The sequence below is a fragment of the Novosphingobium clariflavum genome, from assembly GCF_026420865.1.
GTDB classification, from domain to species: domain Bacteria; phylum Pseudomonadota; class Alphaproteobacteria; order Sphingomonadales; family Sphingomonadaceae; genus Novosphingobium; species Novosphingobium clariflavum.
In genome coordinates this window covers 199,255-222,670 of record NZ_JAPCWC010000003.1, presented here as the reverse complement: position 1 = coordinate 222,670, position 23,416 = coordinate 199,255, and the positions used below count along the sequence as shown (strand labels likewise).

23 protein-coding genes are annotated in these 23,416 nt (G+C 67.1%); 7 read left to right on the top strand and 16 right to left on the bottom strand.

Annotation, left to right across the window (positions count from 1 at the left end; translation table 11 throughout):
* The first annotated feature begins 56 nt into the window (after window positions 1-56).
* Both OKA11_RS05425 and OKA11_RS05420 read left to right on the top strand, forming a co-directional pair.
* A complete protein-coding gene (locus tag OKA11_RS05425) occupies window positions 57-461 on the top strand; it encodes a Zn-ribbon domain-containing OB-fold protein (protein ID WP_267219193.1) in 405 nt (134 codons plus the stop codon).
* Window positions 461-1,630 (top strand): thiolase family protein, encoded by a 1,170-nt coding sequence (locus tag OKA11_RS05420; protein ID WP_267219192.1) that lies wholly within the window; start codon window positions 461-463, stop codon window positions 1,628-1,630. The genes OKA11_RS05425 and OKA11_RS05420 overlap by 1 nt, the downstream gene beginning before the upstream one ends.
* Window positions 1,631-1,670: 40 nt before the next feature.
* On the opposite strand, the gene OKA11_RS05415 is transcribed toward OKA11_RS05420, so the two are convergent.
* Entirely contained in the window at window positions 1,671-2,813 is a 1,143-nt protein-coding gene (locus OKA11_RS05415; RefSeq protein WP_267219190.1) for an acyltransferase family protein, read from the bottom strand.
* A 255-nt stretch (window positions 2,814-3,068) separates the two neighbouring features.
* Between OKA11_RS05415 and OKA11_RS05410 the strand changes: the two genes are divergently transcribed.
* Window positions 3,069-4,157: a LacI family DNA-binding transcriptional regulator gene (locus tag OKA11_RS05410; RefSeq protein ID WP_267219189.1), complete on the top strand. Its 1,089-nt coding sequence runs from the start codon at window positions 3,069-3,071 to the stop codon at window positions 4,155-4,157.
* Here OKA11_RS05410 and OKA11_RS05405 read toward each other — a convergent pair.
* Window positions 4,120-4,599 carry a VOC family protein gene (locus OKA11_RS05405; protein WP_267219188.1) on the bottom strand — a complete coding sequence of 160 codons (480 nt, stop codon included), beginning with the start codon at window positions 4,597-4,599 and terminating at the stop codon, window positions 4,120-4,122. The genes OKA11_RS05410 and OKA11_RS05405 overlap by 38 nt on opposite strands.
* Before the next feature lie 225 nt (window positions 4,600-4,824).
* Here OKA11_RS05405 and OKA11_RS05400 point away from each other — a divergent pair, with 225 nt between their 5' ends.
* Complete coding sequence (locus OKA11_RS05400) at window positions 4,825-5,766, top strand: GGDEF domain-containing protein (RefSeq protein ID WP_267219187.1); 942 nt, start codon at window positions 4,825-4,827, stop codon at window positions 5,764-5,766.
* A gap of 47 nt (window positions 5,767-5,813) precedes the next feature.
* Here OKA11_RS05400 and OKA11_RS05395 read toward each other — a convergent pair whose 3' ends face one another.
* Window positions 5,814-6,596 (bottom strand): SDR family NAD(P)-dependent oxidoreductase, encoded by a 783-nt coding sequence (locus OKA11_RS05395; protein ID WP_267219186.1) that lies wholly within the window; start codon window positions 6,594-6,596, stop codon window positions 5,814-5,816.
* Window positions 6,597-6,751: 155 nt separating this feature from the next.
* On the opposite strand from OKA11_RS05395, the gene OKA11_RS05390 reads away from it, so the two are divergent.
* Window positions 6,752-8,014 (top strand): CaiB/BaiF CoA transferase family protein, encoded by a 1,263-nt coding sequence (locus OKA11_RS05390; RefSeq protein WP_267219185.1) that lies wholly within the window; start codon window positions 6,752-6,754, stop codon window positions 8,012-8,014.
* Between the two features lie 61 nt (window positions 8,015-8,075).
* Here OKA11_RS05390 and OKA11_RS05385 read toward each other — a convergent pair whose 3' ends face one another.
* The 3 genes from OKA11_RS05385 to OKA11_RS05375 all read right to left on the bottom strand — a co-directional run bounded on the left by OKA11_RS05385 (window position 8,076) and on the right by OKA11_RS05375 (window position 11,208).
* Window positions 8,076-9,257 (bottom strand): hypothetical protein, encoded by a 1,182-nt coding sequence (locus OKA11_RS05385; protein WP_267219184.1) that lies wholly within the window; start codon window positions 9,255-9,257, stop codon window positions 8,076-8,078.
* 170 nt (window positions 9,258-9,427) lie between these two features.
* Window positions 9,428-10,210 (bottom strand): enoyl-CoA hydratase-related protein, encoded by a 783-nt coding sequence (locus OKA11_RS05380; RefSeq protein WP_267219183.1) that lies wholly within the window; start codon window positions 10,208-10,210, stop codon window positions 9,428-9,430.
* 17 nt (window positions 10,211-10,227) lie between these two features.
* Window positions 10,228-11,208: an NAD(P)H-dependent flavin oxidoreductase gene (locus OKA11_RS05375; protein WP_267219182.1), complete on the bottom strand. Its 981-nt coding sequence runs from the start codon at window positions 11,206-11,208 to the stop codon at window positions 10,228-10,230.
* A 242-nt stretch (window positions 11,209-11,450) separates the two neighbouring features.
* Here OKA11_RS05375 and OKA11_RS05370 point away from each other — a divergent pair, with 242 nt between their 5' ends.
* Window positions 11,451-12,866: an aromatic ring-hydroxylating oxygenase subunit alpha gene (locus tag OKA11_RS05370; RefSeq protein WP_267219181.1), complete on the top strand. Its 1,416-nt coding sequence runs from the start codon at window positions 11,451-11,453 to the stop codon at window positions 12,864-12,866.
* A 136-nt stretch (window positions 12,867-13,002) separates the two neighbouring features.
* Here the strand turns inward: OKA11_RS05370 and OKA11_RS05365 are convergent, their stop codons facing one another.
* From OKA11_RS05365 to OKA11_RS05350, 4 genes are all read right to left on the bottom strand, one after another.
* Window positions 13,003-13,803 carry a LysR family transcriptional regulator gene (locus tag OKA11_RS05365; protein ID WP_267219180.1) on the bottom strand — a complete coding sequence of 267 codons (801 nt, stop codon included), beginning with the start codon at window positions 13,801-13,803 and terminating at the stop codon, window positions 13,003-13,005.
* 44 nt (window positions 13,804-13,847) lie between these two features.
* Window positions 13,848-14,246, bottom strand: a complete 399-nt coding sequence (gene apaG, locus OKA11_RS05360) for a Co2+/Mg2+ efflux protein ApaG (RefSeq protein ID WP_142634733.1) — start codon at window positions 14,244-14,246, stop codon at window positions 13,848-13,850.
* 91 nt (window positions 14,247-14,337) lie between these two features.
* A complete protein-coding gene (locus OKA11_RS05355; RefSeq protein WP_267219340.1) occupies window positions 14,338-15,720 on the bottom strand; it encodes a PAS domain S-box protein in 1,383 nt (460 codons plus the stop codon).
* Window positions 15,717-16,925: a trans-sulfuration enzyme family protein gene (locus OKA11_RS05350; protein ID WP_142634735.1), complete on the bottom strand. Its 1,209-nt coding sequence runs from the start codon at window positions 16,923-16,925 to the stop codon at window positions 15,717-15,719. The genes OKA11_RS05355 and OKA11_RS05350 overlap by 4 nt, the downstream gene beginning before the upstream one ends.
* 132 nt (window positions 16,926-17,057) lie before the next feature.
* Between OKA11_RS05350 and OKA11_RS05345 the strand changes: the two genes are divergently transcribed.
* On the top strand, window positions 17,058-18,344 hold the full coding sequence (locus OKA11_RS05345; RefSeq protein ID WP_267219179.1) for a phospholipid carrier-dependent glycosyltransferase: 1,287 nt from the start codon (window positions 17,058-17,060) through the stop codon (window positions 18,342-18,344).
* A gap of 310 nt (window positions 18,345-18,654) precedes the next feature.
* Here OKA11_RS05345 and OKA11_RS05340 read toward each other — a convergent pair whose 3' ends face one another.
* The 6 genes from OKA11_RS05340 to OKA11_RS05315 all read right to left on the bottom strand — a co-directional run bounded on the left by OKA11_RS05340 (window position 18,655) and on the right by OKA11_RS05315 (window position 23,400).
* Window positions 18,655-19,839, bottom strand: a complete 1,185-nt coding sequence (locus OKA11_RS05340) for a glycosyltransferase (protein ID WP_267219178.1) — start codon at window positions 19,837-19,839, stop codon at window positions 18,655-18,657.
* A gap of 58 nt (window positions 19,840-19,897) precedes the next feature.
* A complete protein-coding gene (gene leuB, locus OKA11_RS05335; protein WP_267219177.1) occupies window positions 19,898-20,941 on the bottom strand; it encodes a 3-isopropylmalate dehydrogenase in 1,044 nt (347 codons plus the stop codon).
* A 20-nt stretch (window positions 20,942-20,961) separates the two neighbouring features.
* Window positions 20,962-21,567, bottom strand: coding sequence for a DNA repair protein RecO (gene recO / locus OKA11_RS05330; RefSeq protein WP_267219176.1), 606 nt, complete (start codon window positions 21,565-21,567; stop codon window positions 20,962-20,964).
* Between the two features lie 80 nt (window positions 21,568-21,647).
* Entirely contained in the window at window positions 21,648-21,896 is a 249-nt protein-coding gene (locus OKA11_RS05325) for an accessory factor UbiK family protein (protein ID WP_142634745.1), read from the bottom strand.
* Between the two features lie 48 nt (window positions 21,897-21,944).
* Window positions 21,945-22,499, bottom strand: a complete 555-nt coding sequence (locus OKA11_RS05320; RefSeq protein WP_267219175.1) for a TspO/MBR family protein — start codon at window positions 22,497-22,499, stop codon at window positions 21,945-21,947.
* A gap of 124 nt (window positions 22,500-22,623) precedes the next feature.
* Window positions 22,624-23,400 carry a TlyA family RNA methyltransferase gene (locus tag OKA11_RS05315; RefSeq protein ID WP_267219174.1) on the bottom strand — a complete coding sequence of 259 codons (777 nt, stop codon included), beginning with the start codon at window positions 23,398-23,400 and terminating at the stop codon, window positions 22,624-22,626.
* Between the last annotated feature and the right edge of the window lie 16 nt (window positions 23,401-23,416).

Below are 23,416 nucleotides of genomic sequence, written 5' to 3'. Positions count from 1 at the left end.
CTTGACGCGGCGGCCGCAGCGCCGGACTTCTCGTGCCGACGAATGGGAGAGCAACGATGAATCCACCGCGGCCACGGCCGAAGCTGGACCAGGAGAATACCGCGTTCTGGACGGGCGGCCGCGACGGCAGGCTGAACATCGTGAAATGCGGCGACTGCGGTGAGTTCACCCACCCCCCGCGCCTGCTCTGCCGCCATTGCCAGTCCGAGAACGTCGCCCCTCACGCGGTAGCCGGCACCGGCGTGATCGACAGCTTCACAGTGAACCACCAGCCCTGGGCCAGGGATCTGGAAGTGCCCTATGTGATCGCCCGCGTGAAGCTGGACGGCGCGCCGGGGGTCTACCTCACCACCAACATCGTGCATTGCCCCGTCGATGCGGTCGATTTCGAGGACAAGGTCCGCGTCGTGTTCGAGGAGCAGGACGGCATCTTCTACCCCCTCTTCGAGAAAGTCGCCTGATGGCCAGCACGGAAGCTTACATCACCGGCCTCGGCCAGTCCGAAGTCGGCGTGCGCCTGCCGCGCCATCCCCTGCTGCTGACGGTCGATGCCGTGCGCGAGGCGCTGGACGACGCGGGGCTGACGCTCTCGCAGATCGACGGCGTGTTCACCTACCCCGGCAAGATGAACGGCTACACCGCCTTCTCCCCCGTCAGCAGCGACGATCTGATCGAGGTGCTGGGCATCAAGTCCAAGTGGCACCTTGGCGCTGCCGAACAGCCCGCCCAGCTTGCCGCCATCGGCGCGGCGGTGATGGCGGTGAAGCAGGGCCTCGTCCGCCACGCGATCTGCTTCCGCACCGTTTACGAGGCGGGTGGCATGGCCGATCCGGGCACTTACATGTCGGGCGCACGGCAGGATACCGTCACCGGCTCCTCGCAGTGGACCAGCCCGTTCTGGGCCACGTCCGCTGCCTGCTGGACCGCGCAATACGCCGCGCGCCACATGCATCGCTATGGCCTGACGCGCGAGCAGCTGGGCCAGATCGCCATCAACGGTTCGAAGAACGCCATGCGCAACCCGCGCGCAAGGGCGATCACCAAGGAAGAACTGACGCTGGACAAGTACATGTCCGCAAGGATGATCTCCACGCCGCTGTGCCTCTACGATTGCGACCGTTTCTCCGATGCCTCCACCGTCGTGATCGTCTCGGCCGGAGATGCGCTGGGCGAGGTGAAATCGACTCCCGTGCGCGTGGCCGCGATGTCCGGATCGGTCGATCGCTACTCGTGGGATCAGGTCGAATGGCCCGCCGCCTACGAAACCGGCGCCGACCTCTGGACGCGCACCGACTACACCGCTGCGGACGTGGATACCGTCCAGTTCTACGACGGTTTCGCGTTCCTGCCGATCACCTGGCTGGAGGGCCTCGGCTTCTGCGAAAAGGGCGAAGGCGGCCGGTTCATCGAGGGCGGCACGCGCATCGCGCTGGACGGCGAACTGCCGATGAACACCTTCGGCGGCCAGCTTGGCGCCGGCCGCCTGCACGGTTTCGGTTTTGCCCATGAGGCGGTGAACCAGCTGCGCGGCACCGCCACCGGACGCCAGATCGCCGGCGATCCGAAACTGGCCGTGGCGACTTCCGGCGGCGGGCCGATGGCGGCGGCGCTGCTTCTGGCGCGGGATTGAGAGCTCCGGCCTCGCGGGCTCTCCTCCTGCGAGGCCGGTTTCAGGCCACCGCCACCTTGGCCGCCTTGCGCGGCGCCCGGTGCCGCTTCAGCCCGATCAGCGGGCGCAGCGGGCCGATCTCGCGGCCGATCAGGTAGAAGATCCAGGATCCCCCGGCCACGGTGATGCAGAGCGTCAGGAATTCCGGCAAGGCGGTCAGCCCCATGTCGCGGATGGCATAGCTGACAAAGACCATCACCGTCTGGTGCGCGATGTAGATGGGGAACACCGCCTCGACCAGCATCGCCCGCCACTTGCTGTCGAAGTTCCAGTAGCGGTCGGCAATGCCGAACAGCGCGACCACCGTGCCCCAGCACTGGACCGACTTGGCGAAGGACAGCGGCTGCTCCCACGCGGCCGGCGTCGGCGTGTTGCCGGGCCAGAGCAGCGTATCGCCGATCACCCAGGCATAACCGAGCAGGCCCAGCACCAGCGCGAGCTTCCACTGCCGGGCAATGGCCTGGCGCATCGGTTCCGACCCGCGCAGCAGGAAGCCGTAGAGGAACATGCCGAAGTAGTGGAGGTGCGCGGCGCGGTCCACGAAGAGGCTGTGGATGTCGGTCCAGCCGTCGTAGAACAGCCGCACGCCGAAGATCAGCACGATGCCCAGCGGCAGCATCAGCGGGCCGGAAAGCACCTTTTCCGCCTTGTCCCGCAGCCATGTCCGCCACGCATCCGGCAGGAACATCAGCCCGGCGCAGAGCACCAGCGTGTAGACGAGCAGGTAGATGACGAACCACAAGTGCATCGTGGCGGGCAGGCTTTCGTAGCCCACCTTGCGGAAGCTGAAGGCGTCATGGACCAGGAAATAGCCGTAGCCATGGTCGTAGCCGCTGTTGATCAGCCCCATGTAGGGCTGCGGCGGCACGACGACGGTAAGGCCGAACAGCAGCGGAATGCCGAGGCGCAGCAGGCGGCTTTTCAGGAAGACGCGGTTGTTGCCGTCCTTCTTGAGCAGCGCCGCGCTGGCATAGCCGGAAATCGCGAAGAGCAGCGCCAGGCGCCAGGCGCTGAGGCCAAGGAGCGGGATTTCCGCCCAGCTCACCACCCCGCGCGTGGGGGTCTGGAAACCCCACGGGGTGAACGAAAAGCCGACATGGTAGAAGATCAGCAGGACAAAGGCGCCAACGCGCAGCCAATCCATTCCATAGTGGCGTTGCGACGGGGCGGGCTTCATCATTCTCCAGTGGGGGTGGCGGTTCCATCCGGCGGGAACCCGGCTCATGCGGGGCCCACTTAGGGATTTCGGCGCCTTTCCGCAATGACGGGCTTGTATCAGTCCGTCGCGATTGCCGTGCGGTTACGCCCGCCTTACGCACTTGCCGGATAGACCCAAAATCGATCCGGAGCGGACGAAACTGCCCTTGGGCCTGCGGGCGCCGCGCTTCATCATCGCGCGATGATCCGCACCCGATCCCGCGCCACGATGGAAGATGTAGCCCGGATCGCCGGGGTCTCGAAAAAGACGATCAGCCGCTACATCAACAACTCGCCCGATGTCAGCCGGTCCATGCGCGCGCGGCTGGACGCGGTAATCGCCGAGACCGGCTTTGTCCCCAATGCCCAGGCCCGCGCACTGGCGCTGCGGCGCACCTTCCTGGTCGCATTGGTCCATGACGGATCCGACCGCGCCGTGCGCGAGGCGGCGGAGACAGGCATCCTGCGGGCGATGGAAGGCAGCGAACTGGCGCTGGTGGTGCTGCCCCGCGGCGATGACGCGGCATCGGGGCTGCACCGCTTCCTGGAACGGCATGCCCCCACCGGGGTGGTCCTGCTGCCCCCGCTCGCGGACCGGGATGACCTTGCCGCCCTCTGCGCCCGGGCGGACACGCCTTGCCTGCGGCTGGGCGAAGACGAACCGGCCTGCGACGAACGCGCCGCCATGGCCGCGCTGGTGGAATGGCTGCTGGCCAATGGCCATCGCCGGATCGGCCTGATCGCCGGGCCGGATGCATCGGCCTCGGCCCGGCGGCGGGAAGCGGGTTATCACGATGCTCTCGCCGCGCGCGGCCTGGAACGGGGGGCCTGGCTGGTGGCGGCGGGGGACAATTCCTTCTCGTCCGGCATGGAAGCGGCCGCACTGCTGCTGGAACTCAGCCCGCGCCCCACCGCCATCGTCGCCTGCAACGACGAGATGGCGGCCGGCGCCCTTGCCGCCGCCGCCGAAAAGGGGATCGCGGTGCCCGGCGAACTTTCGGTTGCCGGTTTCGACGATACCCCGCTCGCGGCCATGACCGTGCCGCCGCTGGCCTCGGTTCACGTGCCCTGGGCGCGCATGGCCGAGGCGGCCATGGCCCGCCTGCCCGGGATCGCGCCGATGACGCGGCATGACCGCGGCGCCGACAGTTTCCCCGCAGACGTTGTCCCCGAGCCCCCGCGCACATGGCAGGGAACCCCGGTCCTGCGCGCTTCGGTGGCCCCGATCGCCCCCGGACAGGGCGAACCGGCGGCTATGCCGCGTTTGCGGCGCGCAATTCCTCAAGCGTGAAGCCGTTGGCCGGCATGCATTGCTGCACCTCGATCACGTTGCCCTCCGGGTCGTAGCCGTAGAGCGTGCGGACATGCCCGGCGTCGACATGATCGCGCCCGCTGAAAGTCATGCCGCAGGCCTTCAGGTGCACGATGTCGTTCTCGATGTCGGTCACGTCGATGCACATATGGGTATAGCCGCGATCGTTGGGCCTGAGCGGCCGCGCCAGGTCGGACGGCGGCGCGGAATATTCGAACAGTTCAAGATAGCACTGCCCGGCGCGCAGCATCACGCCCTTGGCCGCCGAGCCCGGCAGGTCGACGATGCGGTCCATCACCGGCTCGCAGGACCAGCCGAAGCCCTCGTCCACCGGTTCGAACCCGAAGGCCTCGCAGTAGAACCGGGTCATGCGCTTCAGGTCGCGGCAGTTCACGCCGACATGGTGGATGCCCCGGATCATCACGTGTTCTCCCGCGCGCTCTTGCACGCCGACTATCGGCGCCGACACGGGGCGCGGCAACCCTGGCCACTTGCCTCACCGGGCGAAGCGCTTGCCTCCAGAGGCGCGGGGAAAACCGACTTTCGGATGATTGCATGGTCTTAACCTTTTGCGGAGTAATACCAATGGGGAATTCCCGAATACTCTGCCGATTCCATCAGCCCCCCCGATCGAGGATCCGCTTTCGTGTTTCACACGCCCTTGGGCATACGTCATGCACCTGATGTGCAGCCGGGGCCGACTGCCTGCGCCGATGCCGCGCTCTATGCCCGCGCGACGCGGCTGATCGGGCTGGGCGCCTGGGCATGCGATCTGGCGACCCAGGAATTGTCCTGGACCGAGTGCGTGTTCGCACTGTTCGGGCTGCCGATGGACCGGCAGGTCGACCGGCGCGAGGCACTTACGTTCTATTGCGAGGAATCGCGCGAGACGATGGAACGGCTGCGCGCCCATGCCCTCGCCACCGGCGCCGGCTTCACCATGGATGCCCAGATCCGCCGCGCCGACGGCGACCTGCGCTGGATGCGCCTCACCGCCGCCGTCCGCATGGCCGGCGGCCATGCCTCGGAGCTCTACGGCACCAAGCAGGACGTCACCGAGGAACACGCCCGCTGGCAACGCCTTCGCCGCATGGCGGAGAACGACCCCGTCACCGGCCTTGCCAACCGATCCTTGTTCGAGATGCATTTCCTCGACCTGCCGATGGGCGATGAGGCGCTGGACGACATCGGCACGCTGGTGCTGTTCGACCTCGATTCGTTCAAGCAGATCAACGACCGCTGGGGCCATGTCGCCGGCGATGCCTGCCTTGCCGCGTTCGGCCACCGCCTTGCCGCCGCCTTCCCCGAAGCGCGCATGATCGCCCGCATCGGCGGTGACGAATTCGCGATGCTGCTCACCCGCACCGGCCAGATCGAGATGCCGGACCGCACGCTGCGCCGCTGCCTGCCGGGCCTGCTGAGCCCGGTGCCCTGGGGCAGCGAACTGCTGCCGCTGGGCGCCTCGGCGGGGATCGCGCAAGTCGGCGGAGCGGGCCAGCTCGATCCCGAGGCGCTGTTCGTGCGCGCCGACAGTGCGCTCTACCGCGCCAAGCGGCAGGGCGGCGGTGCGATTGCCGCCGCCGCTTGACGCAGTTGGTCCGACTGCATCGCAGCGACGGCTTCAAGAGTCTGGCTTTACGTGTTTTCCGGCTCCACCCAGGTCGTGCGCGTCACCCGCGGGCTGAGGTACTTGGTGCCCGTCCAGCCGCCGTCGACCACGATCGACTGGCCATTGATCATCTCGCTGCCCGGCAGGCAGAGGAAGGCGATCACGCTGGCGATGTCTTCCGGCTGGGCAAGGCGCGGATAGGGCGTGGTTTCCACGTTGGCGCGCTTGAAACCCTCGTCCTCGAAGCGGTGGCGCACCATGTCGGTCATCGTCACCCCCGGCGCCACGCAGTTCGACCGGATGCCGCGCGGGCCGTATTCGCAGGCCATGTGCTCGGTCAGTGACTTGAGGCCGCCCTTGGCCGCCGAGTAGGCGCCGCCGCGCCGCCCGCCGACATGCGCGAAAGTGCTGGTCACGTTGACCACGCTGGCCCCTTGCGAAAGGTGCGGGATCACCTCGCGGCACAGCCGGAACGGGGCGACCAGCATGATGTCGAGGAAGTCGTCGAGCGTCTCGTCGTCGGTCTCGTCGAGCGGCTTGGGGCTGCCGACGCCGGCATTGTTCACCAACGCATCGATGCGGCCGAACCGCTCCAGCGCGGCGCCGACGATAGCGGCGGGAGCTGCGGGATCGGTGAGATCGGCGCTGATCGCCAGTACCTGTTCGGGATTGCCGATCGCGGCTTCCAGCTGCGCCAGCTTGTCCTTGCTGCGCCCGACGCCGACGATCGCGAAGCCTTCGGCGTGGAGGATCCTGGCCGTCTCCAGCCCGATGCCACTGCCCGCACCGGTGATGATCGCCGTCTTCATCGCATACTCCCCTCCATGTCCTGCGTTTCCGGCTAGGCGCTTTCGGCGCGGCCGATAAGCCTGACCACGCCGGCAGCGATGCTTGATCGTCGCTGCGATAAGCGCCCCTGCTCGCCTTGGCCGCCCCGGTGGGCAGGTCTAGCCTCACCCCCATCATGAGCACGAACCAGAACGATATGGCCGCCGACAAGGCAGCATTGGCGGGCATCCGCGTCATCGACATGAGCCGCGTCTTCGCCGCCCCCATCGGCGCGCAGATCCTGGGCGACCTTGGCGCCGACGTCATCAAGATCGAGCGCCCCGGCGTGGGCGACGACGGGCGCGGCTACGGCTTTTCCTGGGTCCCCGGCAAGGACGGGATCGAGACCCGCCATTCCAGCTTCTTCACCGTGTCGAACCGCAACAAGCGCTCGATCACGCTCAACCATTCCAGGCCCGAGGGGCAGGCGATCCTCAAGGAACTGGTGAAGACGGCGGACGTGCTGATCGAGAACTACAAGGTCGGCGATCTCGCCCGCTTCGGCCTCGACTACGAGAGCCTGAAAGCGATCAACCCGCGGCTGATCTACTGCTCGGTCACCGGCTTCGGCCAGACCGGGCCGATGGCGGCGCGCCCCGGCTATGACGGGCTGTTCCAGGCCACCGGCGGCATGATGGCCGTCACCGGCATTCCCGAAGGCCAGCCCGGCGCCGGCCCGCTCAAGACCGGCCCCAGCCTCGTCGACTTCGTGACCGGCCACAACACCGCGCTCGCCATCCTCGGCGCGCTGCAGTACCGCCATCGCACCGGCGAGGGACAGTTCATCGACATCGCGCTGCTCGACAGTTCGGTGGCGATGGTCAGCCACATCATGCAGGACTACCTGATCAGCGGGCAGGCCCCTCCCCGGCTCGGCAACGGCGGCAACGGCGGCGGCCCCGCCGACCTGATGCACTGCGCCGACGGCATCGTGTACCTCACCGCCGGCACCGACGAGCACTATCGCCGCCTGACGGTGCTGATGGAGCGACCCGAACTCTTCACCGACCCGCGCTTCGACAGCAATCTCAAGCGCGGCAAGACCAACCGCGCCGAACTGATGGACCTCATCAACGCCTGGAGCAGCGGCTTCACCGTCGCGCGGATGCAGGCCATGCTCGACGGCGTCGGCATCCCCGCCGCGCGCTACAACGAACTGGCGCAGGTCTGGGAGGACGAGCAGGTCAAACACCGGAACTTGCGCGCCACGACGCCCCATGCCCATGCCGAAAGCGGCTCGGTGGACCTCATCGCCAGCCCGCTCGCGCAGATGTCCGCGAGCCCGGCAACGATCCGCATGGCCCCGCCGATGCTGGGCGAACACACCGCCGAAGTGCTGGCCGAGATCGGCATCGACGAAGCCCGCCTCGCGCAATTGCGCGAGGCGGGAGCGGTCTGAGCCTCTGTCTGAAAAATGCCTGAAAGGGCATTTTGAGGGCACCGCTGGCCCACTCCCCCGATCACACCAGCAATCCCTTCAGCGTTGCCAGCACGACGCCGAGAGGCAATGTCAGGCACAGCGCCGCGGCGAAGGGCAGCAGGGTCGCGGCAACCAGCATGACCACGCTGCGCAAGTCGACCGGCAGGAACCGCATGGCCTGCGCCCCGGCAACAACCGCGAAGAGATCCGCCCCGGCCGAAAAGTCCGGGGCTTCGAGGATGGCGGGGCGTTCCTTCCGGTCCGCGCCCTCCCTGACGTAGCCCGGCGCCGCGTCGCGGCGGAGCCAGCGGGCTTCGAGCGAGGAACCCAGTTCCATCGCCAGCGCGCCATAGGCCATCGAACTCTGACGCCAGACCGCCATCATCTTCCCGGAAAACAAGATGAGCGGCCCGGCACAGAGGATCGCCACCACACCAACGCTGCCGCCGACCAGCAAGCCGTCGGTGAACCGGCTCGACGTGCCGGCAAGGTGATCATGGCCCAGCCGCCCCGCCGCGATGGCGCCGAGCGCCATGCCGAACAGGGTGAAGGCGCGCAGCGACTGGCTGAGGAAGCCGAGGCCGCCGCACTGGTCGGGGTGCGCGGCCACCAGCCGCAGATCAAGGCGGGACAGGCAGATCAGCAGCCGCGTCCAGATCGCGATGCGCCAGAGCCAGCCGATCAGCAGGGTCAGCAGCAGCGGCAGGCTGAAGGCGAATTGCCAGAGCCCCGCCATCGACAGCCGGTCCGTGCCCGGATCGCGCATCCAGCCAGCCAGTTGCGCGCCCGCCGCTCCGCGAAAGGTCAGCATCGCCGCGACAAAGGCCAGGACCACCGTCGCCGCCTCGATCACATGGGAATCGAGCAGGCGCCGACTGACCACGATCTGCCGGAACAGCGCATGCCGCCCCGCCGCATCGAGCAGGCCCGAGCGCGCGAAGTGCCCGGCGATCTGCCCCAGCCGCGGCCCGCAGGACGACAGCGCCACGACCAGCAGCGGCGCGGCCACGGCATAGCGGGCATGAACGCCGATATCGCGGCCGAAATCGCCGAGCTGCTCCGGCGCGAGCAGCAGCGTGAAGACCGGCAAGGGCAGCCAGCCGATCGCCAGCACCACCAGCACCCGGCGAAAGGGCTGCACGAAAGGCGGCCTCGCCACATGAATGAAGTGGGCCAGATGGCGGGGCGGGCCGTGCCGGAACAGCGCTTCAAGGTCGGACATGGCATATCCTTGCGGCAGGCACGGCCCATGCCGTCCCGCCTTTCGGACTATTCCGTCATGGCTGCCCCTAGGAAATCAGGATAAACCCGCAGGTTGCGCCGCTGCGCGCCGCATAAGCGGCATTGCGGCCGACATTGTGGGCGACAGCGCGGGCGACAGCCTGGGCGCCGTCAGCGGCCCTTGAAGACGGCCTCGCGCTTCTCGGCAAAGGCCGTGACGCCTTCCACGAAATCCTCGGTGCGCGAGGCGTCGCGCTGGCCGAGGCGTTCGTTGGTGAGCGCCTGTTCCAGCGTGCAGTCCGCCGCCGCCCAGGCCACCTGCTTGATCCGGCGCAGCGACCAGGGCCCGCGTGCCAGTTCGCCCGCCAGCGCCATTGCGGCCGCATCGAGGTCCTCGTCGGCCACCACGCGGGTGACGAGGCCCCATTCGAGCGCCCTGGCGGCGGGCAGACGCTCGCCCAGCAACATCATTTCCATCGCCCGCACGCGGCCCACCGCGCGGGTCAGCAGCCACGAGGAGCCACCGTCCGGCACCAGCCCGACATGGCGGAAGGCCTGCAGGAAGAACCCGCTTTCCCCGCACAGGATGAGGTCGCCCGCCATGGCGAGCCCCGCGCCAACGCCCGCCGCCGCGCCGCGCACGGCGGTGACCACCGGCTGCTCCATGTCGCGCATGGCCACGATGACCGGGTTGAAGTGACGGTCGAGCAGCGTGCCGACATCGCGGCGCGGGTCGGCCAGCATGCCCGCCGCATCGCCCAGGTTCGCGCCCGAGCAGAACGCCTTGCCCTCGCCCGTCAGCACCACCGCGCGCGCCTCGAACGCGGCGCGGGTCATGGCATCGAACAGCTCCTCGCCCATCTGCGCGGAGCCGGCGTTGCGGGTGGCGGGATCGTTCATCGCGATCCGGGCGACGCCGTTTTCAAGGCGGTAAAGGACTTTTTCGTAAGTCACCTGCGGTCGCCTCCCGGTCAGGCCAGCATCTGGCCAAGGCGGCCACGGACGATCGCTTCGGCATCGGCGACGATCCGCTCGATCAGGTCCTTGCAGGTCGGCAGGTCGTGGATCAGCCCTTGCACCATGCCGGCCCAGAAGATGCCCTTGGTAAGATCGCCGCTCTGCAGCAGTTCGCGGCCGACCGCCCCGGCGACGAGGTGCTTGATGTCCTCGAAGGTGGACTCGGGCCGGGCCGAGATCTCCACCACTTCGTCGGACACCGCGTTCTTGCCGACGCGGGCGGTGTTCTTGAACTTGCGGAAGATGAGGTTGGTACCGCGCTCGTCGTTCTCGATGTAGCGCGCCTTGACGTTGTCGTGGATCGGGGCCTCCTGCGTGGCGCAGAAGCGCGTGCCCATGTTGATGCCCTCCGCGCCCAGCGCCAGCGCCGCGGCAAGGCCGCGCCCGTCGCCGAAGCCGCCGCTCGCCAGCATCGGGATCTTAACCTTGTCCGCCGCCGTGGGGATCAGGATCAGGCCGGGAATGTCGTCCTCGCCGGGGTGGCCGGCGCATTCGAAACCGTCGATCGAGATGATGTCGCAGCCGTGCTTCTCGGCCGAGAGCGCGTGGCGCACGGCGGTGCACTTGTGGATCACGGTGACCCCGTGGGGCTTCACGAGGTCCCAGATCTCGCGCACCTGCTGGGTGCCGGCGGTCTCGATGATCCGGACCCCGCCGTCGAGCGCGGCCTCGGCATAAGCCTTGTAGTCGGGCGGCAGCAATGTCGGGAACACGGTGATGTTCACCGCGAAGGGCTTGTCGGTCATCGCGCGGCAGCGCTCGATCTCGGCGCGCAGCGCGGCGGGGCTCGGCTGGGTCAGCGCGGTCAGCGTGCCGAGGCCGCCGGCATTGGACACCGCGCTGGCCAGTTCGGCCAGCCCCACCCCCTGCATGCCGCCCTGCACGATCGGATGCTCGATGCCGAGCATCTCGGTGACGCGGGTCTTGAATGCCATGGCCTGTGAACTCCCGGAATATGTTCTTGCCGCGGTCCTAGGGAGAATTTCCGTGCTTGGGGACACCCCCCGGCCGCAATTCGCGCAGGCGATGCACGGCTCGGGCGCAGCCGGGGCCCGGCCCCGCCATGCCCCAACTTAGCGCGCCCGCGATGCCCCGCGCGCCTGCGCGCCATTGCCTGCCCGCCTCAGGGTTGTACATTCGTTCAATACGAACAAAGAACAATCCGAGAGGTGTCGGAGTGCTGAAATCTGTCGACGGCGGGCTGCGGTCCGTCCCCTATCCGATCGACGATCCCGAACGGATCCCGGTCCTGCGCTACTACGATGCCGAGTTCTACCAGGCCGAGCTGGACCACTTGTGGCCCCATGTCTGGCAGATGGCCTGCCGCGAGGAACAGATCCCCGAGGTGGGCGACTGGATCGAGTACGAGAACGTCGGCAAGTCGGTCATCGTCGTGCGCACGACCAGCGGCGTGAAGGCGTTCCACAACGCCTGCCGCCACCGCGGCGTGCCTTTCGCGGGCGGCACCGGGCAGGCCCACGGCAACTGCAAGAAATCCGGCTTCGTCTGCCCATTCCACGGCTGGCGCTGGAACATGGACGGCGAATCCACCCAGGTCTACGGCAAGCACCTGTTCTCCGACCGCCAGCTCGATGCCGACGACATCAACCTGATCCCCTGCCGCGCCGAGACCTTCATCGGCTGCGTGTGGATCAACCACGACGACGACGCCCCCTCGGTGCGGGATTCGCTGGGCCCCATCGCCGCCAATCTCGAAGCCCGCAATCTCGACAAGATGCGCGCCGAATGGTGCTTTGCCGCCGAGCTTCCGGCCAACTGGAAGATCGCGATGGAGGCCTTCATGGAAGGCTACCATGTGATGCAGACGCACCCGCAGCTGCAGCATGCCGCGCCGATGATGTACGATTCGATGTACAAGACCCCGCGCGGCCCGGTGCCGATCATGGCCGAACCCCACCTCTCCTACCGCGAGAACCAGGAATTGCAGGTCAATTCCATGGCCCTGCTGAGCGAAGGCATGGCGGGCATGGTCCACGAGAAGGAAGTGGAGATCGCGCGCGGCCTCGTCGGCATCGAGGAAGGCCTGCCCGAAGACCAGAACATGGCGATGTTCCACTGGCTGGGCATCGTCATGCACCAGATCACCGAGCAGCTCAAAGCGCGCGGCGAGCCGGTGCCGGACCTCTGCACGGTGGCGCAGACGCACCCGGTGAAGGCGGTGGAGTTCCTGTTCCCCCACTACTTCCTGCTGCCCTACTTCACCTCGATGTCGGCCTACCGGATCCGCCCGACAGGGCCGGAGACCTGCTTCTTCGAGATCTGGTCGCTGACCTACGTGCCCGAGGACAGCGACATGGAAACGGTGATGGAGCCCACCGTGCTGCCCTACAACAGCCCGGACTTCCCGCCGATCCCGCGCCAGGACTATTCGAACATCCCGATCCAGCAGAAGGGCCTGCACGCGACCGGCTTCGAGTTCATGCGCCTCTCGAAAGACGTCGAAGGGCTGATCAGCAATTACCAGCGGATCATCGACGGCTACCTCAAGGGCGTGCCGCAGGACCAGCTGGCCAGCGCCGCCCACAAGCTGGGCGGCAATTTCGACGGGCCGATCGAGGACCTCGGCTTCTGATACCAGGCTGCCGTGATGCTGACGCATCAGCAGCTTGGATCGGTATGACAGCCCGTCCCGCGAATACCCCCCAAACGCAGCGGGGCCCGGTTCGCACCGGGCCCCGCCTGTCCTGTCCCGCTCGGCCGGGGGGCGATCACCCCTCGGTCAGCGCGGCGACCAGTTCCTTGACCTTCTTCTGGCGCCACTGCGGCAGCGGCGCGACCAGCCAGTAGGCGCGGCGGCACGGGGTGACCGGGCCGACCTCCACCGAGGTCCCCGCCGCCAGCCCTTCGGCCAGCAGCGCGGGCACCCGCACCCGGCCCAGCCCGGACAGGGCAGCAGCCACCGCCTGCCCGGCATCGGCGACCTGGATCGCCGGCTGGCTCTCCTCGCCGTCGGACGCCGCCTCGCTCTCGGGCGCGGGATCGCCCGGCCAGCCGATCCAGTCGCCGCGGCCCAGTTCGACCCATTCGGCCGCACCCAGCGCCAGGCCTTCAAGATCGCCGGGCCCATCGGTCCAGCGCACCGCAAGGTCGAGATTGGCTTCGGTGAAATCGGTCAGTTCGCCGTCGACGACGATATAGCGCACTTGCGGATTGGCCGCGCGGAACGCGGCGAGGCGCGGCGCCAGCCAGGCGGCGAAGAATTCGCGCGGGGCGGCGATCGTGTAGACGTGGCTGGACTGGCCCGCCTGCATCGCCTGCACCGCATCCTCGAAATGGAGGAAGCCGGTACGCAGCGCCGCCAGGCCCGAACCGGCCTCGTCGGTCAGTTCCAGCCCCTTGCTGGTGCGGCGGAACAGCACGACGCCGAGCAGGTCCTCCAGCGCGCGAATCTGCTGGCCGACCGCGGCCGGCGTCACCGCCAGCTCGTCCGCCGCGCGGGTGAAGGAGAGGTGACGGGCCGCTGCATCGAACACGCGCAGGGCATTGAGGGGCAGGTGCGTCCGCTTCATGGCGCTTCCCTAGGCGCTGGAACGGGAACGGGCAAGGACGTGGCTCAGCCTGCGGTTGCCGGCGCCGCCAGCGGGAACAGCGGGATCTGCGCCTGCAATTCGCTGCCGTCGCTGCGCAGGAAGGTGTAGAACCCTTCCATCGAGCCTTGCGGCGTCGAGAGCGGGCATCCCGAGACATAGTCGTGGCTGCGGCCGGGCCGGATCAGCGGCTGTTCGCCCACCACGCCCTCGCCCTCGACCAGATTGACGTCGCCGTTGCCATCGGTGATGCGCCAGTGGCGGGTCATGAGCTGCAGGCTGTCATCCGAATCGTTCTCGATGCGGATGTGATAGACCCAGAACCACTTGCCCGCCTCGATGCGCGACTGCTCGGGCAGGAAGTTCACCGCGACACGCACGGTCACCCCATCGGTCACGGCAGTATGTTGGAAAAGTTCCTTCATGACACGGCCAGCCTATCGGTCATTCGACAAGTCGACAACTCATAGAACTACCCAGAGGGTTCCACAAATTGCGCGATAATTTTCCGGTGGATCACGAAATTGCCGAGAGCGTGCAGGCAAGCTCCCAGACAAAGCCGCCCGGCTCGTAAGTGGTGGTCACCTGCGCGCTGAGCTTGACGCGCGGCACGTCGACGATGATGCGCGATCCGAAGCCGAGCTTGGCCGGCGGCGCCACCGGCGGACCGCCGCTCTCGCGCCACGAGATGCGGAAGCCCGGTGCCGTGCCGCCCTGCGCCGTGTCACGCGCGCCGTCAGCCTCATCAAGGGTCCAGGCGACCAGCACGCGCCCACCGGGCACCGAGAGCGCGCCGTACTTGTGCGCATTGGTGCCCATCTCGTGGATCGCCATGGCCAGCGCTTCCGCCGCCGACGGCGAGAGCATGACCTCGGGGCCCCGGCACTCGACCTGCGAGGCGGCCTCGCCGAACGAGCGCAGCTGCACCTCGACCATCTCGCAGACCGGGACCGGCGACCAGGCCCGCCGCACCAGCAGGTCCTGATTGGCGGAAAGCCCCTGGATGCGCTGCTCCAGCCGCTGGAGAAAATCGGGGCGGGCCACGTCGGTGCGGCGCGCGAGCGACTGGATGATCGCCAGCATGTTCTTGCTGCGATGGTTCACTTCCTGCAGCAGCAGCTCGATCCGCTCTTCGGCATCGCGCATGGCGGTGACGTCGGTATTGGTGCCGAACCAGTAGGCGATGCGGCCCTGATCGTCGCGAATGGCGGTCGCGCGCGAGAGGAACCAGCGCCATTCCCCGCTGGCGCTGCGCAGCGGGAAGGTATCCTCCCAGTCCTCGCCCGAGGCGAGATGGGCGCGAAAGCGCGCGTTCACCGGTCCGATATGGTCAGGGTGCTGCACCGACTGGCGGCCGCCACGCTCCATTTCCTCGGGCGTGGTGCCGGTATAGTCGAACCAGCGCTTGTTGCGCCAGATGACCTTGCCGTCGCTGCCCGCGATCCATGCCAGCTGCGCCATGTTGTCGGCCAGCATCGACAGCCGCGCCTCGCTGTCTTCCAGCAGGCGCAGCGTCCGCTTCTTGGGGCCGATGTCGCGCGCGATCTTGCTGGCGGCAAAGACCGTGCCCCCGGCGTCGCGCACTGGCGAGACGGTGACCGCGACGTCGACCGCGCTGCCGTCCTTGCGGCGGCGCACCGTCTCGAATGTCGGCACATGCTCGCCCCGCATGATGCTGGCGATGATCGCGTCTTCCTCGGCCTGACGGTCCTCGGGGATCAGCGTGCGCACGTTCATCCCGACGATCTCTGCGGCGGGCCAGCCGAAGATGCGTTCGGCCGCGTGGTTCCAGCTCAGGATGGTGCCGTCGAGCGACTTGCCGACGATGGCATCGTCGCTCGACTCGACGATCGCGGCGAGAAACGCCGCGGCGTCGGCCCCAGGCTGGGCGGCGCTCAGAGGCCCGCCTTCGTCAGCGCCTGATCGAGATCGGCGATCAGATCCTCGGGATCTTCCAGCCCGACGTTGATGCGCAGCATGCCTTCGCCGATGCCCATCGCCTCGCGCCCTTCCGGCCCCATGTTGTGGTGGGTCGAGGACGCGGGGTGGCACATCAGCGAACGCGAGTCGCCGATGTTGTTGGAGATGTCGATCAGTTCCAGCGCGTCGAGCAGCGCATGCGCCTGTGCGCGGCCGCCGTCGAGCACGAAGGAGAAGATCGGGCCGCAGGCGTCCATCTGCTTCATCGCCAGCGCCTGGCGCGGATGGCTGTCGAGCCAGGGGTGCAGGATTCTGGGCACGCGGCCGGCCACGAACTCACCCACCTTGAGCGCGTTCTCGCTCTGGCGCTTTGCACGAAGGTCCAGCGTCTCCAGCCCCTTCAGCACAACCCAGGCGTTGAACGGCGAAAGGTTCGGGCCGGTGTTGCGCTGGAACGGCAGCAGCTTGTCGTTGATGAATTCCTCGCTGCCGCACACGGCACCGGCCAGCACGCGGCCCTGCCCGTCCATCAGCTTGGTGGCGGAATAGGCCACCACGTCGATGCCGAATTCGAGCGGACGCTGCAGCGCCGGGCTGCAGAAGGCATTGTCGACCACGGTGGTGATGCCGTGGGCGCGGGCGATCTCGGCGATGCCGGCAAGGTCGGCGATGTCCATCGTCGGGTTGGCCGGGGTCTCGAAGAAGAACACCTTGGTGTTGGGGCGGATCGCCGCTTCCCACGCCGACAGGTCGGTGGCGTCGACCACCGTCACGTCGACACCGAAGCGCGGCAGCAGGCTGTCGCCCAGCCAGCGGCACGAACCGAAGGCGGCGCGCGCAGAAACCATGTGGTCGCCCGCCGAAAGCTGGCAGAGCAGCGCAGCGGTCATCGCCGCCATGCCCGATGCCTGCGTGCGGCACGCCTCGGCGCCTTCGAGCAGGGCGATGCGCTCTTCCAGCATCTGCACGGTCGGGTTCTGGAGACGCGAATAGGTCATGCCGTCGTCCTCGCCCATGAAGCGGGCGGCAACGGTGGCGGCATCGTCATAAGTGAAGCCCGAGGTGAGGAACAGCGCTTCGCTGGTCTCCCCCATTTCCGAGCGCCAGGTGCCACCGCGGATTGCGCGGGTGGCGGGACGCCAGTTGCGGGTCTTGGTGCGGTCCTGTCCGGTCGTGCGTTTCATGGCCCAAGCCTCTAGGATCGCGCGGACGCCGATGCAAGCGCCCGTACTGACCTCAGGTGCCGTTCTGCCATCGTTAGAGGCGGTTCAACCACCGCTTGCAGTCGCCCCATATCCTCCGTATTCCGCGCCCAAATGCAGCCGATCGCTTCCCGCAACAATCGTGACCCGCTCGGCTGGTGCCTTGTCGTCACCGCGCTTTTCTTCATCCTTGCGCTGTGGCGGATCTCCACGCCGGGCGCCTATTACTTCGACGAGGTCCACTACGTCCCGGCTTCGCTGAAGATGCTGAAGCTGATCCCGACGAATCGCGAGCACCCGCTGTTCGGCAAGGAAGTGATCGCCGCCTTCATCCACGTCCTCGGCGACCGCCCGCTGGCATGGCGGCTCGGGCCCCTGCTGCTGGGCACGGCAGGCCTCTTCGCCTTCGGCCGCCTGGTCTGGCACGCCTCGCACCGGCGCCGCGCGACGATCACCGCGATCGTGCTGCTGGCGACCAACTTCATGTGGTTCGTGCAGAGCCGCATCGCCATGCTCGACATGATCGAGGCGGGGCTCTGCATGATCGCGCTGTGGCAGTTCGCGGCGGCGCTGGGCGCCAGGACCACCCGTGCGGCACGGCTGCGGCTTGCCGCCGCCGGCATCGCCATGGGTCTTTCGCTCGGCGCCAAGTGGAGCAGCGCCCCGGCGCTCGTCATGCCGGGCCTGTGCTTTTTCGTGCTGCGCGTGAAGGAAACCGGCTGGAAGTTCGTCGGCAAGCGCGGCGCGGGGCCGATCCCCGGCGTCTCGCTGCTCGAAGCGGTGTTCTGGCTCGGCCTGCTGCCGCTCGCGGTCTACTGGGCGACTTATGCGCCGGCGATGTTCTACGCCCGCCTGACGCTCTCGCCCTACGATTTCATCGGCCAGCACGAACTGATGGTGCGCCTGCAGGACAGCGTGAAGAAACCGCACCCCTACCGGAGCTTCTGGTACCAGTGGGCGGCCGACTGGCGGGTGATCTGGTACCTGTTCAAGAACATCGACGGCGCCCACCGCGGCATCGTGATGCTGGGCAATCCCGTCTCGATGCTGGCGGGCCTCGCGGCGTTCTTCTGGGGCCTGTGGGCCGCGCTGTTCCGCCGCCGGGGCGACATCGCCGCGTTTTGCCTGCTCTATGCCGCCACACTGATGATCTGGGCGGTGAACGGCAAGCCGGTGCAGTTCTACTACCACTATCTGCTGCCGGGCGCGTTCCTGATGGCACTGCTGGCCTTCGCGCTCGACGCGCTGTGGCAGCGCAAGGACCGCTGGCGCAAGCTGGGAACACTGTCGATGGCGGCCTCGCTCGGCATGTTCGTGCTGTTCTTCCCGATCATCTCGGGCCTGCCGCTGCCAAGCGACGAGACCTACAATTTCTGGATGTGGCTGCCGAGCTGGCGCTGAAGTTCAGGCGATGATGCGATGCCGCTCGTTCCCTGGGGCCAAGCATCGCCTTCCAGCTTCCGCAGCGTCACGGCCACCAGGTGTGTCCACCTCGATCAGCGGCGGATCGCGCGCATCGATCGATACGTGAAATATGATGGTCTTCTCCCCCATTTGCGGACGCGGGAGAAACACCGGACTGCCGGGCGACTCGAAACGCCCTGGGCAAACGCGATCAAGAGCCCTGAAACGACAAACGCGCGCCGAGGAACGGCGCGCGTTTGCGAAACGAGATCAGAAGAACCGACCGAAAACAGCCGGCTCGCAAGTCTCAGTACTTGCCCCAGACGAACTTGTTCGACAGCGCGAAGTTCCAGACCGAAGCCAGCACGATGCCGATGATCGCCGCCGCATAGTCATGGAAACCGATGCGGACGAGCGCGGTCGATGCGCCGATATTGGCGATCATGCCGAAAGCGCACGTCAGCGCGAACTGCGCCCAGCCGCGCACCAGCGGGCCGAAGCCGCGCAGACGCTTGTCGGCATAAGTCAGTTCGTTGTTCAGCACGAAGTTGAACGTCATCGCGACGATGGCCGCGATCGTCTGGCCGGTGATGAAGGCCGCTTCCTTGGGATAGTGGCTCATCGCGAAGTCCGCGCCGAACAGGTGCAGGACCAGCGCCAGCACCGTCATGTGCAGCACCGCGCCCAGGCCGCCGACCGTGCCGAACAGCGCGAAGCGGGTGGGAATGAAGCGGCCGAGCCACTTGTCGTAAAGACCAACGAGGAATTCGAACACGACCGTCCTGTCCAGCTTGCTCTCGCCTTCCGCGCGCGCGGCGAAGTTCAGGGGAAACTCCTTGACCCGCAGCGGCGTGTCCACCGTCGCGAGAATGTCGAGCAGGATCTTGAAACCCACGCCCGAGAGCCGATGCGCGTCGGCCCGGAGAGTCTTGGTCTGCAGCATGAAGAAACCGCTCATCGGGTCGGTGAGATCGACACCGGTGACCTTGTTGGCGATCCTGTTGGCAAAGCCCGACGCCTTGACGCGGTCGGGACGCCCCCAGGCCTCGGTGCTGGCACCTTCGGCAAAGCGCGAGGCATAGGCAAGGTCATACTCGCCCGAAGTAATCGCCTTCAGCATCAGCGGCAGCAGTTCGGGATCGTGCTGGTGGTCGGCGTCCATCACCGCAACCACCGGCGCGGCCGTGGAGCACATGCCCTCGATCGCGGCGCTGGCAAGGCCCCGGCGGCCGATGCGCTGGATGCAGCGCACGCGCGGATCGCGCAGCGAGAGGCTGCGCGCCTCGTCCGAGGTGCCGTCCGGGCTGTTGTCGTCGACGAAGATCGCCTCCCACGAAACGCCCTTGAGCGCCTTGTCGAGCCGGTCGATCATCGTCGCGAGGTTCTTGCGCTCGTTGTAGGTCGGCAGGACGACGGCCAGCTCAAGCGGCTTGGATGCCTGAGCTGCGGCGACGTCTACGGCCTGTGCAAGATCGGTAGGGGTAATGGTCATGCGCCCTGTTTTACGTGGTAAACCTGAAGAAACCTTAGTCGCGGTCAAAGACGCCTGATTACAGACGGGCCAGCACGGCATCACCGATCTCGCGGGTGCCCGCGCTGCCGCCAAGATCGCCGCCCTTGATCCCGTCGGCCAGCGTCTTCGCCACCGCGGCCTCGATCCGCACCGCCTCTGCCTCGAGGCCGAGCGAGTGGCGCAGCAGCATGGCTGCAGACAGGATCGTCGCCATCGGATTGGCAAGCCCCTTGCCGGCGATATCCGGCGCCGAACCGTGGATCGGCTCATAAAGGCCATAGGAGCCTTCGGCAAGGCTGGCCGACGCGAGCAGGCCGATCGAGCCCACGCACATCGAGGCCTGATCGGAAAGAATGTCGCCGAACAGGTTGCCGGTGACGATCACGTCGAACTGGCCGGGGTTCTTCACCAGCTGCATCGCCGCGTTGTCGACGTACATGTGGCTGAGTTCGACCTCGGGGTATTCCTTGGCCACCTCAATCACCACATCGCGCCAGAGCTGCGAGGTTTCCAGGACATTGGCCTTGTCCACCGAGCAGAGCTTCTTGGAACGGGTCATCGCCGCCTGGAAAGCGGCATGGGCGATGCGGCGCACTTCGTCTTCGGCGTAGGACATCATGTCCCAGCCCTGACGGCGGCCGTCTTCCAGCGTGCGGATGCCCTTCTCGCCGAAGTACACGTCACCGTTGAGCTCGCGCACGATCAGCAGGTCGATCGTTGCGGCGACTTCCTCGCGCAGCGTGGTCAGGTCTTCCAGACCCGGGAACACGCGCGCCGGGCGCAAATTGGCAAAGAGGCCCAGCTCCTTGCGCAGGCCGAGAATGGCCTGTTCGGGGCGCAGGTGGCGTTCCAGATGGTCGCACGAGAAATCGCCCACCGCGCCGAACAGGATCGCATCGGCCGAGCGCGCGATCTCCAGCGTTTCGGCGGGCAGCGGATGGCCGTGCTTGCGATAGGCAACACCGCCGACGTCACCCTCGACGAGTTCAAGACCGGGAAGTTCAAGCGCCTGAAGCACACGCACTGCCTGCTCGGTGACCTCGGGACCGATCCCGTCTCCTGCAAATACCGCGATGCGCATGTACGTTCTCCGCTTGGACTTTAACCGTGAATTCGTGCCAGCCGCTCGCGCAGCAGGACGCGCGCCCCCATAACGTCTCCACGCCGTTCGGCAAGCGGATAGCGCGCAAGCTCGGGACCGAGCCGGTCGAAAGTGGCAAGGATCGCGCCCCAGTCGTCATCCGCCGGACGGCCCACCGGCACCCCATAGCCCAGTTCCCGCAACAGCAGGACTTCGAAGGAAAGCAGCGGCATGACCCAACCCCGCGCCGAGGGTGCAGCGCAGATCGCGTCAAGCACGGCGGCCAGGGCCTGGTATAGCGCGGGAAACGGTTGCCGCTCGGGAAGCGCGGCGGCGGCGAGCGCGGTCACCCAGGCGATTCCCGCCGAATGCAGCGGCTCGCTGAGCCAAGGCCCGCGAGATTCGACCAGTTCGATCCGCGCGAAAGGCAGCTGCCCCTCACTTTTCGAACGCAAGTCGGCTTCGACAAGATTGCCCGGGATCAGCACCGGACGCAGCTGCCGCCCGCGCCCGCCGGCGACATAGGCACCGACCAGACCGCCCTCTTCGGTCAGCAACCGGGCGATGGCCGCGGTTTCGCCGTGAGGACGGGTGGCACAGACGATGGCAGACCCGCGCAACTGCATGGCTGCGGCTTGTGAGGGTTCAGAGAACGCGAAGCAAGGTGATGAGAGGCAGGCTCGTCAAAGTCTGCCCCTGCCGGCGATCACTCGCCCGACTTGCCTTCGAGCTTGGCGATACGGGCCTTGAGATCCTCGATCTCACCGCGCGCGGTAGCCGCCATTTCCTTCACCGCCTCGAATTCCTCGCGGCTGACGAAGTCCATGTCGCCCAGGAATTCACGGAAACGCTCGCGCGCATTGTCGCGCGCTTCGCGGCCGACGCCGGCCAGCGTGCCGGCAGCGCCGTTCATCATCTTCACGAAATCGGCGACGAAAGGGTTTTCGCTTTGCATGGCAGGCTATTTGGTCCTTTGCGCGCCGTCGCGCAAGAGGGCGCGCAGCTAGATTTCGAACCGCTCCACCGCCCGCGGGCCTTCGGCGCCGTCCATGTCCGGATTGAGCTGGAGGAACGCGAAGTTCAGGTAGCTCGCAAAGCAGATCCACGCGAGATAAGGCACCAGCAGCAAGGCCGCGACCGGGCGGACGCGGGCGAACAGCAGGATGGTGATGATCACCGCCGTCACCAGAAGTCCGAGGATCACCAGCCCTCCGGTGATCCGGTGCATCGCGAAGAACACCGGGCTCCATGCGAGGTTGAGCACGAACTGCACGGCAAAGGCGATCACCGCCGGGCCGCGACCGCGCGCGCCGCGCGCTGCGCAGATCATCGCCAGCGCAAAGCCCATCATCACGTAGAGCAAGGTCCAGACAATCGCGAACGCGATCGGCGGCGGATAGATCCCGGGCTTGGCCAGCGCGTCGAACCACGCATTGCCCGGCCCGCTTGCGGCCACCTTGCCGGACACAAAGCCCAGCAGCACGATCAAGGGCACGAGCACCAGCGACCAGCGCAGCAGACTCGCGCGCAATTGGGCAGGTGAGGCAATCGGGTTCATTCCCAGGCAACCCCCGAATCAGGAAAAACCATCAAGTGTGGTGGTTTGTGGTACGACAAATGCCAACACGCAATGCAAGGCAGCCGTAAAAACCTGCCCGCGTCACTTCGAGACCATCCGCAGACTAGCCGCGCGAGGCCGAGATGAGAAACTCGACGTTTCCTTCCGGCCCCTTGATCGGGCTTTCGACGATGCCCTGGATGGTCCAGCCCTCGCCTTCCAGCCAGTCGCGCACTTCTGCGCAGACCCGCTCGTGCAGCGCCGGATCGCGCACGACCCCGCCCTTGCCAACTTCATTGCGCCCCACTTCGAACTGCGGCTTGATCAACGCGACCACCCGGCACTGCGGCGCAGCAAGGCGCAGCGGTACTTCCAGAACCTTGGACAGCGCGATGAAACTGGCGTCGCATACAACCCAGCTGCACGGCCGATCGATTTCGCCTGGCGTCAGGATGCGCGCGCTGGTCTGCTCCAGCACGGTGACGCGCGGATCCTGCCGCAGCTTCCAGGCCAGCTGGTTGGTGCCTGAATCGACGGCGAAGACATGTTCGGCGCCGTGCGTCAGCAGCACATCCGTGAAACCGCCGGTGGAACTGCCGATATCCATCGCGGTCACCCCGGTGGGGTCGAGTTCGAAATGCGCGATGGCATGGGCCAGCTTGATGCCCCCGCGCGACACCCAGGGATGATCGCGCCCACGCACTTCCAGCGGGGCATCGGCCTTGATGCTCTGCCCCGGCTTGGCGATCTTGGTTTCGCCGGAAAACACCAGCCCGGCCAGCACCAGGGCCTGCGCACGCGTGCGGCTTTCCACGAGACCACGGTCGACCAGCATCTGGTCGACACGGCCCTTGGTGGGGGTTTTCTTTTCGGTAGATCGGGGCTCGGACGAGTTGGTCATGACTTTGCGCACTTGA